At 72.0% G+C, this 12181-nt stretch carries 8 protein-coding genes; 1 reads left to right on the forward strand and 7 read right to left on the reverse strand.

Annotation, left to right across the window (positions count from 1 at the left end):
• Nucleotides 1-88 precede the first annotated feature (88 nt).
• The 3 genes from proB to ACZ7HT_RS01950 form a co-directional block, all read right to left on the reverse strand.
• Complete coding sequence (proB, locus tag ACZ7HT_RS01940; RefSeq protein WP_471159036.1) at nt 89-1192, reverse strand: glutamate 5-kinase; 1104 nt, start codon at nt 1190-1192, stop codon at nt 89-91.
• A gap of 120 nt (nt 1193-1312) precedes the next feature.
• Complete coding sequence (locus tag ACZ7HT_RS01945; protein ID WP_471159038.1) at nt 1313-1732, reverse strand: GtrA family protein; 420 nt, start codon at nt 1730-1732, stop codon at nt 1313-1315.
• A gap of 218 nt (nt 1733-1950) precedes the next feature.
• Nucleotides 1951-2946, reverse strand: a complete 996-nt coding sequence (locus ACZ7HT_RS01950) for a glycosyltransferase family 2 protein (protein ID WP_471158702.1) — start codon at nt 2944-2946, stop codon at nt 1951-1953.
• Between the two features lie 298 nt (nt 2947-3244).
• Between ACZ7HT_RS01950 and ACZ7HT_RS01955 the strand changes: the two genes are divergently transcribed.
• Nucleotides 3245-4750 carry a hypothetical protein gene (locus tag ACZ7HT_RS01955; RefSeq protein ID WP_471158704.1) on the forward strand — a complete coding sequence of 502 codons (1506 nt, stop codon included), beginning with the start codon at nt 3245-3247 and terminating at the stop codon, nt 4748-4750.
• 222 nt (nt 4751-4972) lie between these two features.
• Here the strand turns inward: ACZ7HT_RS01955 and galE are convergent, their stop codons facing one another.
• The 4 genes from galE to ACZ7HT_RS01975 all read right to left on the reverse strand — a co-directional run bounded on the left by galE (nt 4973) and on the right by ACZ7HT_RS01975 (nt 12018).
• On the reverse strand, nt 4973-5965 hold the full coding sequence (gene galE, locus ACZ7HT_RS01960) for a UDP-glucose 4-epimerase GalE (RefSeq protein WP_471158706.1): 993 nt from the start codon (nt 5963-5965) through the stop codon (nt 4973-4975).
• Nucleotides 5966-6078: 113 nt separating this feature from the next.
• Entirely contained in the window at nt 6079-7233 is a 1155-nt protein-coding gene (locus ACZ7HT_RS01965; RefSeq protein WP_471158708.1) for a glycosyltransferase, read from the reverse strand.
• Nucleotides 7226-10012, reverse strand: coding sequence for a bifunctional glycosyltransferase/CDP-glycerol:glycerophosphate glycerophosphotransferase (locus ACZ7HT_RS01970; protein ID WP_471158710.1), 2787 nt, complete (start codon nt 10010-10012; stop codon nt 7226-7228). Before ACZ7HT_RS01970 ends, ACZ7HT_RS01965 begins: the two co-directional genes overlap by 8 nt.
• 368 nt (nt 10013-10380) lie before the next feature.
• Nucleotides 10381-12018 carry a glycosyltransferase family 2 protein gene (locus ACZ7HT_RS01975; RefSeq protein ID WP_471158712.1) on the reverse strand — a complete coding sequence of 546 codons (1638 nt, stop codon included), beginning with the start codon at nt 12016-12018 and terminating at the stop codon, nt 10381-10383.
• Nucleotides 12019-12181: the final 163 nt, after the last annotated feature.

Consider the following 12181-nt stretch of genomic DNA (forward strand, 5'->3'; position numbering starts at 1 on the left):
TTGACCAGCCCGAGGCGGTACTTGGGGCGGTTTTGGTGAACGTCCCTTCCGGATGGCCAGACTTTCAGCCGTTTCGGCGTCGGCCCCGTCAGCGGATGACGACCAGGTCGTCGCGGTGGACGACCTCGCGCTCGTACTCGGGTCCGAGGTCCTTGGCCAGTTCGTGGGTGGAGCGGCCGAGCATCCGGGGCAGCTCCTTGGCGTCGAAGTTGACGAGGCCGCGGGCGACGGCCCGGCCGGAGGTGTCGCGGAGCTCGACGGGGTCGCCGGCCACGAAGTCGCCCTCGACGGCCGCGATGCCGGCCGCGAGCAGGGACTTCTTGCCTTCGACGACGGCCCGTACGGCTCCGTCGTCGAGGCTGAGGTGGCCCTGCGGGGTGGAGGCGTGGGCGAGCCAGAGCAGCCGGTCGGCGGAGCGGCGGCCGGTGCGCTGGAAGTACGTGCCGGTGTCCCGGCCGGCGAGGGCGTCGGCGGCGCGGCTCGCGGAGGTGAGGACCACGGGGATGCCGGCGGCGGCGGCGATCCGGGCGGCCTCGACCTTGGTGACCATGCCGCCGGTGCCGACGCCCGCCTTGCCCGCGGAGCCGATCTCGACGTGGGCGATGTCCTCGGGTCCTGTGACCTGCGCGATCCGCGAGGTGCCGGGCTTGGACGGGTCTCCGTCGTAGAGCCCGTCGACGTCGGAGAGCAGGACGAGCAGGTCGGCGCGGACGAGGTGGGCGACGAGGGCGGCGAGCCGGTCGTTGTCGCCGAAGCGGATCTCGTCCGTGGCGACGGTGTCGTTCTCGTTGACGATGGGCAGCGCGCCCATGGCGAGGAGCTGGTCCAGGGTCCGGTACGCGTTGCGGTAGTGGGCGCGCCGGCTGGTGTCGTCGGTGGTGAGGAGGACCTGGCCGACGCGGACGCCGTAGCGGGCGAAGGAGGCGGTGTAGCGGGCGACGAGGAGGCCCTGGCCGACGCTGGCGGCGGCCTGCTGGCGGGCGAGGTCCTTGGGGCGGCGGGTGAGGCCGAGCGGTGCGAGTCCCGCGGCGATGGCGCCGGAGGAGACGAGGACGATCTCCCGCTCGCCGCCGCTGCGGACCTTGGCGAGGACGTCGACGAGGGCGTCGACGCGGTCGGCGTCGAGGCCTCCGGAGGCGGTGGTGAGCGAGGACGAGCCGACCTTGACGACGATCCTGCGGGCCTCCGTCACGTACTGCCTCGCCACGTCCGTCTGACCCGTCACGTGTCCCGTCACCTGCGTCGCCACCTGCGTCGTCCTCACTCGGCTGTCCCACGCGCCGCGTGCTCCCCGCCGCGGCTGTCAGGCAATCTACGCGAGCCGGGAGGGCTGCCGCTCGTCCGTTTCGCTCCCTGGACCGGACGCGGCGGGGCGGCCGGGGCCGCGGGGCACCAGGATCCGCTGGGAGATCAGGTAGGTGAACGGGATCGCGACGACGGCCGCGACGAGTGGCGCGATCCTGTCGTCCATTCCGGCCCAGATGACGAGGGCGTAGAGACCGACGCTCTGCACCAGGTAGTTGGTGACGTTGGTGAGCGGGAAGAGGGCGAACTTCTTCCAGGTCGGGCGGGTGCGGTAGGTGAAGTAGGTGTTGAGGAAGAAGGAGCCGATCATGCTGAGGAGGAAGGCGAGGGAGTACGCGGCGAAGTACGGCATCCAGGGGTGCAGGAGCAGGTAACAGCCGAAGAACGTCCCGGTGTTGACGCCGCCGACCAGGGCGAAGCGGAAGATCTCGGCGAGCCGAGCCCGCCGCGCACTGGAAGAACTCGGGGCACCGGAAGAACTCGGGGCGCCGGAAGCACTCGGGGCACCGGAAGAACCCGGGGCACCCGAAGCACTCGCCGTGCCAGAAGCGCTCGCCGTTCCGGACGTGCCCTGTGCGCCGTGAGCACTGCGCGCGTCGGCAGCGCTTCGCGCACCCGAGCCGTCGGCCTCCCGGCCCTGCCCCATCAGCGCTCCCGCTCGGCGGTCACGACGCGGATCCGTTCGGCGGCGGCGCGCTCGGCGGCCGCGCGGTCGAAGGAGCGGTGGGTCTCCTTCACGAGGAAGTGCGGGCGGCGCTTGGTCTCGTAGTAGATGCGGCCGATGTACTCGCCGATCAGTCCGAGCATCACCATCTGCACGCCCCCGAGCCCCGCGATGATCGCGACCAGGGTGACGTAGCCGGGTGCGGTGACGCCCTGCGTGATCGCGGCGACGGTCACCCAGACGGCGTACAGGCCGGCGAGGCCGGTGAGCATCATGCCGAGCCAGAGGGCGATGCGCAGCGGACGGTTGTTGAAGGAGATCAGCCCGTCCATGCCGTAGTTGAGCAGGGAGCTGAACTTCCACTTCGTCTCACCGCCCTCGCGCGCGGCGTTCTGGTAGTCGAAGGTGACGGCGTCGAAGCCGATCCAGGAGAAGAGGCCCTTGGAGAAGCGGTTGTACTCGGGCAGCGACAGCAGGGCGTCGACGGCGGGCCGGGACAGCAGACGGAAGTCGCCGACGCCGTCGGTGAGTTCGACGTCGACCCAGCGGTTGACGGCCCGGTAGTACATACGGCTGAGCGCCGTACGGACCTTCTTGTCGCCCTCGCGGGTGCGCCGCGCCATCACCTGGTCGTGGCCCTGGTGGTAGAGGTCGAGCATGCGCGCGAGCAGCTCGGGCGGGTGCTGGAGGTCGGCGTCCATGATGACGACCGCGTCTCCGGTGGATTTGCGCAGGCCGGCGAGCATGGCGGCCTCCTTGCCGAAGTTGCGGCTGAAGGAGGCGTACTGGGTGTGCTGCGGGTACCGGGCGGCGATCTCGCGCAGTTTGCCGAGCGTTCCGTCGGAGCTTCCGTCGTCGACGTAGCAGATCTCGTATCCGACCGGAAGTGCGTCGAGCACCTGTCGCATCCGCGTGTCGAAACGCTCGACGACGTCTTCCTCGTTGAAGCAGGGGACGACGACGGAAAGCCTGGTCATGGAACGGTCACTCCAGAGGGATGGGCGAGAGGACGTCCTGAAGGACTGGAAGGACCGCCACCGGACTCTCCTTCGAGCAGCGCGGCCACGGTACGACGGGGCGGTGACCGCTCGGCGTCGCCCGGGTGACCGCCCCCGGTCGGCATGTCGTCCACGGAGCAAAGCATGTGGGGAAGATATTGGTAGACGTGGCATTTTTACCCATTTGTCACCCGTAGGGGTGACACGCCACGACTCTGGCCGGCTGGAGCGAAGACCGTTGAGCAGGACGACCATCTCGGAACACGGTGACACTCACATGGAGACGGAGGACACGAAGGACGCGGCCGAACCCGGGGACGGTCTGCGGCGGGTGCCGCCCTGGATCGCGCTCGTCGTCGCCACCGCCGCGGGGGCGCTGCTCTCGGTCGGCGCCTTCCTCGGCGTCTACGTACGCCCCACGTCGGACGACTGGTGTGCCCTGTGGAAGGCCCGGGACATGGGGGTCCTGGGGATCACCTCGGACTTCTACCGCACCCAGAACGGGCGCGTCACCAACGCCTTCGTCACCGGTCTCCTCTACTCCGACGGCATGCGGGGCCCGAAGCTGCTGCCCGCCTTCCTGATCCTCACGCTGGGCGTCGGCCTGTTCCTCCTCGCCCGCACCGCGCTGCGCTCGCTGCGCCGGACCGCGCCGCCCGCCGTGCTGCTCGCGGCCGCCGCGGCGCTCGTCTCGGCGCTGCTGTTCTTCGCCGGCACCCGCTCGTACCAGGTGCTGCTCTGGGCTCCGGCGACGATCTCCCACACCCTGCCGGCCGTGATCGGCGTCTGGACCGTGCTCGGCGCGGTCCGCGCGGCGCGCGGCGGGGTGCGGTGGGCCAGGGCCGCGGCGGTGGGGGCGGCGCTCCTGACCGGGGTGGCGCTCGGCATGCTGAGCGAACCGTTCGCCCTGGTGGCCGGATTGTTCTCGGCCACCGTGGGGGTCCTCTGTCTGCCCCGGTTCGGCTGGGCCCGGGACCGGTACGTGTCCACCTGGTGCGCTGCGGCCTGCCTCGGGCTCGTCACCGGCCTCGCCCTTCTCTACACCTCCCCCGGAGCGCGCTGGCGGCGGGCCCAGCACCCGGCGGAGCCGCTGTCGGCCGCGAGCGTCGGCGAGACCTTCCACGACTGGTGGAGCCTGTGGCAGACGATCGGCGGCCAGTGGGCGTACCTGGGGGCCGCCGCCGCCGGCGCGCTGCTCGGCCTGGCGCTCGCCTCCGGCCCCCTGGAGGCTTCCGGCTCCCGAGACGAGAGAGCCCCTGGGCTCCCCCGACGCGGTCTCTTCCTCGTGGCGGTGCTGCTGCCGCTGCCGCTGATCGGCCTCGCCGGACTGGCCGTCGTCTTCGGGCTGCGCAGCGGATACGGGGACGTCGGCTGGACCTACGCCCGCACCTGGACCAGCTTCCTGCTCCCGCTGCTGCTCGCCCTCTGCGCGTACGGGGCGTGGGGCGGGTACGCCGTGGGGCGGCGGCTCTCGGGGGGCGCGCGTCCCGCCGGACGCGTCGCCGTCCTGGTGGCGGTCGGCACGGTCGCCGTGGGCAGTGCGGCCGCCCTGGTACAGCCGGTGCAGGCGCTGACCACGAGCACGGTGGTGCGCTCCGTGGCGTGGGACCGTCAGAACGCCCGGATCCGGCGCGAGGTGGCGGCGGGCGCCCGTGACGTCGCGTACAAGCCGCTCCTCATCGGCGGCCTCACCGAACCCCTCTTCGCGTCCTCGTACGAGCGGGACTGGGCGGCGCAGTGCACGGCCACGTACTACGGCGTACGCCGCATCCACCGGCCCTGAAAGGGCCTTGCCACGCAACCCGGCCAACCCGGGCACGAAACCCGGGCACCGACCCCGGCCGTCAAACCCCGGCACGAACCCCAGGCACCGCCCCCGGCCGTCGAACCCCGGCCACGATCCCCGGCCGCGGAACCCGCGCACGAAACCCCGGCCACGGAACCCCGGGCACGCCGAAGCGGGGTACCCCCCAAGGGGGCACCCCGCTTCCGCCGAACGTGCGGGTCAGACGGCCGCGCGGGCCGCGCGGTTGGCGCCCCAGCCCTCCCAGGCCGAGCTGATCATGGAGCGGACGTCGTGCTCCGCCTTCCAGTCCAGCTCCGCCTCGATGCGCTCGGCCGAGGCCACCACGCGGGCCGGGTCGCCCGGACGGCGCGGGGTCACGACGGGCTCGACGCTGTGGCCGGTGACCTCGTTGATGAGGTTGACCATCTCGCGCACCGACACGCCCTCGCCGCGCCCGATGTTCAGGGTCAGCGCGGCCGTCTCGCCGCGCCCGGCCGCCGCGGCGAGCGAGCGGGCCGCGGCGAGGTGGGCGCTCGCGATGTCGGCGACGTGGATGTAGTCGCGGATGCAGGTGCCGTCCGGCGTCGGGTAGTCGTCGCCGAAGATGCGCGGGGACTCACCGGCGTCGAGGCGCTCGAAGACCATCGGCACCAGGTTGAACACGCCGGTGTCGGCGAGCTCGGGGGCCGCCGCGCCCGCCACGTTGAAGTACCGCAGGCAGGCGGTGGACAGGCCGTGGGCCTGGCCGACGGCGCGGGCCATCCACTCGCCGACGAGCTTCGTCTCGCCGTACGGGCTGAGCGGCAGGCACTCGGTGTCCTCGGTGACGAGGTCGACGTCGGGCATGCCGTAGACGGAGGCGGAGGAGGAGAAGAGGAAGCTCTTCACGCCGGCCGAGGCCGCCGCGTCGAGGATCGTCTGCAGACCCGTCACGTTCTCGTGGTAGTAGAACAGCGGCTTCTCGACCGACTCGCCGACCTGCTTCTTGCCGGCGAGGTGGACGATGCCCGTGATCTGGTGCTCGCGCAGCACCCGATCGAGGAACGCGCGGTCCAGGACCGTGCCCTGCTCCAGGACGATGCCCTCGGGGACGCGCGCCGGGTTGCCGGTGCTGAGGTCGTCCAGCACGACGACACGCTCGCCGCCCTCGGTCATTGCTTTGACGACGTGGGAACCGATGTAACCGGCGCCGCCGGTGATGAGCCAGGTCATTCCGACAGTGTAGCCACAGGCTCAGGGCCCTCCGGAGGCCGCGGAAGTGGCCCCGGACACGCCGAAGCCCCGCCCTGACACGGGGTCGGGCGGGGCTTCGATGCCTGCGGTCTCTAGCGCTCGATCTCCTCGAACGCCGCGTCCCACTGGTCGAGGACGTGCGGCAGCGCCAGGTGCGCGACGTGCTCGCGGCCGGCCTTGCCGTACCGGTGGCGCATCGCGTCGTCGTCCATCAGCTCGCCGAGCGCGGCGGCGAGCCCCGGCACGTCGGCCGGCGGCACCAGGGTGCCGGAGACGCCGTCCGCGACGAGCTCCCGGACACCGCCAGAGACGTCGAAGCTCACGCACGGCACACCGCAGGCGGCGGCCTCGGCCAGCGCCATCGGGCGGCCCTCGCGCTCACTGCTGATCGCGACGACGGACAGCTCGCGGTAGGCGGCGGCCATGTCCTGCGCCGTGCCGCGGAAGACGACCTGGTCGGCGACGCCGAGGTCCTCGGCGCGCATCCGGAGCTCGGTCTCCAGCGGGCCCTCGCCGAAGAGGTGCAGCTCCCAGCCCTCGCGGCCCTGGTGGGCCTGCGCGAAGGCCTCGATCATGCGGTCGTACCGCTTGATCGGGTCGAGCCGGCCGACGGCGCCGATCTTGCGGGTGTCGAGCGGGGCCAGCTCGTCCGGGAAGAACGGCAGCGGGTTCGGCATGACGCGCACGTTCGGCACGCGCTGGTTGACGAACTCGACCGCGTCGCCCTCGGAGAGCACCAGGGTCTGCTCGAGCTCCGGGTAGTGACGGCGGATCAGGCCCAGGTTGGCGCTCCGCTTGGCCTGCGCGAAGGACTCGTGGTACTGCCCGATGGCCTTGAGGTGACGCCACTTCAGCGGCATGACCCAGTCGACCGCCCACGGCGAGCCGAAGACGATGTAGCCGTCCTCGACCTCGGCCAGCTTCCGCTCGAACTCGGCCCGCGCGCTGTCGCGGTCGGCCCGGGCGCGGCGGGCGTCGGCGCGCCGCGCCAGGCTGATCCGGTCGCCGACCGTGCGGACGGGCGGCTTGGGCTCGGAGGGGGCCGGGTAGAGCGTCGTGTGTCCGTACGAGCGGGTGGCGTTGTACGGGAACGGCTCGGGGCTCGGCCGGATGCCGATCAGCTCGACGCGGTGACCGCGCTCCCCCATGCCCTGGGCGAGGGTGTGCAGCACCCGCTGGGATCCACCCATCGAGTCGACGTCGATGCCGACGAAGAACACGTTGCGGACAGGGGAGGCCTCAGTCATGGGTGCCGCCTTCGAAAAAAGCATCGACCACCATCTTGCTGGCGTGGCCGGTCTCGTACGAGCAGAACATTTCCTGGAAGCGCGCGTACCGCTGGGCGTGGCGCTCCTGGGTGCCCTCCAGGTCCCGCACGGCGGCGGCGAGGTCCTCGGTGGTCGTCACCATCGGGCCGGGCGCGATCTCTTCGAGGTCGTAGTACGTGCCGCGGTCGCCGCCCTTGTACGCCTCGTAGTCGTCCGTGTAGAGGATGATCGGGCGGCCGGTGTTGGCGTAGTCGAACATCAGCGACGAGTAGTCCGTGAGGACCGCGTCCGAGGCCAGCATCACGTCGTTGATGTCGGCGTAGGAGGAGCCGTCGCGCAGGAAGTGGCCCAGCTCCGGAGCGATCTTGAACCGGTCGTACGGGTGGGTCCGCACGACGATGATCCACTGGTCGGAGAGGTGCGGGGCCAGCGCCTCCAGGTCCACCCGCACCGACTGTCCGGTGCGGCGGGCCGCGTCACGGAACGTCGGGGCGTACAGCAGGACCTTCTTGTCGGCCGGGATGTTCAGGGCCTCGCGGACGGCGGCGGCCCTGGCCTGCTGCTCGGGCTCTGCCCAGCGCACCAGCACGTCGTTGCGCGGGTAGCCGGAGCGGATCAGGTCGGCCGAGACCTCGAAGGCCGGGACGAAGGTCCGCTCGAACTCGGCGCTCGGGCAGACGAGGGCGTCCCAGCGGCCGACGGCGGCGCGGAAGCGGCCCTTCTCGATCTCCGAGGCGCCGCGCAGCGAGGGCACGTCGAAGCCCATGGCCTTGAAGGTCTGGCCGTGCCAGGTCTGGAGGTACCGGGTGCCCTTCGGCTTCGGGTACAGGTACGGCAGGTTGTGCGAGTCGACCCAGAAGCTGGCGCGGGCCAGCGCGCGTCCGTACGCGAAGCTGCCGCGCTTGACGAGGGTGACGTCCTTCGGGAAGGACGAGCGGTCGCCGGAGTACGACCAGACCACGTCGATCGGGAGGTTGCGGCGCTTGAGCTCCTCGTAGATGTAGCGCGGGCTGTCGGCGTAGCCGCGGCCCTCGAGGGCCTCGAACACGGCGAGCTGGCGCTTGCGGCGCGGGAGCTTGGACACGGCGTCGTACGCGCTGGCCTTGCCCTCGTTGCCGACGAGGATCTTCCTGACCTTGCCGACCTTGCCCTTGGCCTTGCGGGCGACGGGGCCGAGCGGTTCGAGCGACTTCAGGACGCCGGACCGCTGCCAGGTCACCTCGAGGCGTCCGGCGCCCTTCTGCTCCGCCTTGATGCGGAGGTGGTGGATGCCGAACCGGTGGTACGTGACGGTGGCGCGGAAGTCCGGCTGGTCGTGCTTGGCCAGCAGGATGTCCGTGCGCTGGCCGCCGTCGCGCTCCAGGGCGACCACCGGGTGGCGGCGGGTCGCCACGCCGACCTTGCCGACGGGCACCTTGCGGAGGTCGACCTCGGCCTTGGAGACGTACTGTCCCTCGCCCTGCGGGCGCAGCGTCAGCGGCACCGTGAGCGGCGTCTTGTGCGCGGCGAGCTTGACCGAGGCCTTGGTGTCCTCGGTGATCAGGCCGGCCGGGTCGTACGTGTGGATCTCCAGGTGCAGGACCGGGCCCCGCATCGACACGGAGGTCAGCTCGTGCCGGACGCGGCCGGTGGCGAGCACCTGCTCGCGCATGTACCACTCGCTGATGTCCAGCGCGTCGCGGCTCGCGTCGTCGGCGGGGGCGACGGCACCCCAGTAGGTGGTCTCGCCCTCCTCCGTCATGAAGCGCGGGGCGAGCTGCGGCCGGCCCAGCTGGCGGGCGGCGATCTGGAGGTCCTCCAGGCGGCCGGTGCGCAGCAGGTGGATGCAGACGCGCTCCTCGCGGGAGAGCCGGGCGTAGGTCTCGTCGGAGATCTCGTCCAGGTACGGGATCACCACGTCGGCGAACTCGGCGATCCAGGCGAGGTCACGGAAGACCAGGTCGCCCAGGTACAGACGGAAGTCGTGGCGGAGGAACTTGTAGTCCTTCTCGGCGCGCAGGCCCGCGCGGCCGGTCTCCTCGAACCAGGTGTCGATGAGCCGGGCCACGCCGATGCGGTCCGCGACGTTCTGGATCTTGTGGCGGCTGGAGGAGATGGAGACGCTCTCCGGCGCGAGGCGCCAGGTGTAGACCGACCACGGGACGACGGCGAAGGACTCCGCGAGCGAGAAGGCCTGCGCGGAGAACAGCTGGTCCTCGTAGTGGATGCCCTCGGGGAAGGTGAGGGCGTTGTCCCGGATGAAGGCGGTCCGGTAGAGCTTGTTCGTCGACAGGTGGTCGAAGAAGTACTCGGGGGCCTCGGCGATGCCGTCGACGACGCGCTTCTCGGTGAAGAGGTGCGGGTACCACAGGCCGGTGGTGTTCGACTCCTCGAAGAGTCGGGTCACCTCACCGGTGACGAAGTCGACCCCGGTCTCCTCGGCGACGAGGAGCAGGCTCTTGCAGGCGTGGCGGGGCAGCTCGTCGTCGCTGTCCAGGAACATGACGTGCGGGGCGCGGGCGACCGCGATGCCGCGGTTGCGGGGCGCGCTGCAGCCGCCGCTGTTCTGCTCCAGGCGCACGTAGCGCACCCGCGGGTCGGAGGCCTCCAGAGAACGCGCGACACGCTCGGTGCCATCGGTCGAACAGTCGTCGGCGATGATCACTTCGAGGTTGTTGAGGGTCTGGTCGAGCACGGACCGGACCGCTCGCGGGAGCCGTTCCTCATCGTTGTACACGATGATGACGACGCTCACATCAGGGACGTCGCTAGTCGGCATCCAAGTCCTCTCACAAGTGCGGGCGGCGACACATGGCACGCGTTCCGGCCAGGCGCAGCACTGCCTGCGCCATGGTCAATGGCGCGCTACTGCCTTCATTGGTGAAGGGTGCCGCCCCCCTCATGTTCGACGAGCGCCACCCGGCGACCGGAAAGACTACCCGGCAGGAGGAATTGTTTCATACCTGCTCTCCCGGACCTTCGGTGATGTTCACCGCATCGTTCACCCCGTGATCACCGCGTGATCAGCGCCCGATCACGGCCTCGGCGCGGCCTCGGTCACGGCCTCGGTGCGGCATCGGTGCGGCCTCGGTGCGGCATCGGTCACGGCCTCGGCGCGCCTCGATCACGGCGTCGATCACCGCCCGGTCACCGCGCCGCGAACAGCCTCTTGAACCGGCCGGACATCACCTGACGTGCGCCGACGGCGCCGCCCGCGAAGCGCAGGACGAGCCCGCGGCGCGCCGAGGCCACGACCTGGACGAGCAGCACCCGGCCCAGTCGCCCGAGGACCATCCCGCGCCGTCCTACGAAGCCCTGCGGGGCCCTGACCTCGGCCTCTCCGGTCGAGCCGTCCGCGTACCGCAGCTCGGCGCGGACCGACCAGGCGGCGAGGCGGCCCGCGCGGAGCAGCTTCGCGGTCGGCAGCGACACGGTCGCCGTCCAGCCGTCCTCCACGGGGAGCAGCGGCGCGTCCGCCGACAGCTCGTCCGCCGAGACCCGCTCCGTGAACGACACGCGGACGGCGGTGGGGCGCAGCGCGGCGACACGCCCGTAGAGCTCGTGGACGGTCAGGGTCAGCCGGGTCGACGCGCCGACGGTGACGGCCCCGTCCACGGCCAGGGGCAGCTCCGCGGGCGCGAGCTCCGCGAGACCTTCCAGGGGTACGTCGGCGGGCGCGGCCGCCAGGACCGGCGCGCCGTCCTCGCCGCGCGGGTACGGCGGCACAAGGCGGGGCAGGGGCGCGGCCAACTCGACGAACCGGGTCAGCTCCCGCCCCCCGGGCACGGCGGGGAGGGCGGCGAGCCCGGCGTGCAGCCAGCGGCCCGGGGCCTGCGCGTCGGCGACCGCGTCCGCCTCGAAGCCGGCCAGGTGCGCGCGGGTCGCCGTCCACCAGTCGGCCCGGTAGGCGGCGGTCCGCTGCGGCAGCTCGCGCAGGTACATGGGGAGGTCGTAGTCGAGGAACTTCGTCTGCGCGGCGCGGACCAGCGCGGGGCGGCCCGCCGTGCGGAAGACGTCGACGACGGCGGCGTGCGCGGCGATCCGGTGCTCCCAGTTGGCCAGGGAGGCGCGGCGCAGCGAGATCGACAGGGCCGCGGCCTGCCGCCGCACGTGCCACACGTACACGGGCACGTCGGTGACGGCGAGCCGGGGGGCGGCGGCCTGCACGCGGGCGCTGAAGACGAAGTCCTCGTAGTGGAAGGCGCCGTCGGGGAAGCGGATGGCGTGCCGGTCGAGGAAGTCCCGGCGGTAGAGCTTGTTGACCGAGAGGGTGTCGAGGACGAACTCCGGGTGCTTCTCGATGCCGTCGAGGACGGTGCCGGGGAGCGTGGCGCCCCGGGACGCGTCGTACAGCGAGGCCGCCCAGACGGTCTCGCGGCCCTCGGGGAGCTCGCGCCGCACGCAGATCCCCGCGACGACGTCGGCGTTCTGCTCGTCGGCGACGGCGAGGAGCCCGTCGACGGCACCGGGCAGCAGCAGGTCGTCGCTGTCGAGGAAGAGGACGTACGGGTGGACCGCGGCGTCGATGCCGTCGTTGCGGGGGGTGCCGCAGCCGCCGCTGTTCTCCCGGCGGATCAGCGGGCGCACCCGCGGCTCGTCGGCGAACCCGGCGAGGACCCCGGGCGTGTCGTCCCCGGAGGCGTCGTCGACGACGAGGACCTCGCCGACCGCCTCGCCCTGCGCGAGCGCGGAACGGACGGCGTCGCCGACGTGGGCCGCGTCGTTGTACGCGATGACGACGACACTGACACGCGCGGCGGCCTGCGGCCGGGGGCTCTCACTCACCCGTGAATCCTACGTGTCCCCCGAACGGCCCCCGGGCGGCCTGAACCGGCGGCTGGGGCCGGAACCCGAACGGCACCGGGGGGGGGGGGGGGGGGGGGGGGGGGGGGGTGGGGGGGGGGGGGGGGGGGGGGGGTGGGCGGGGGGGGGGGGGGGGCGTGGTGGC

The sequence above is a fragment of the Streptomyces sp. NPDC037410 genome (assembly GCF_055602235.1).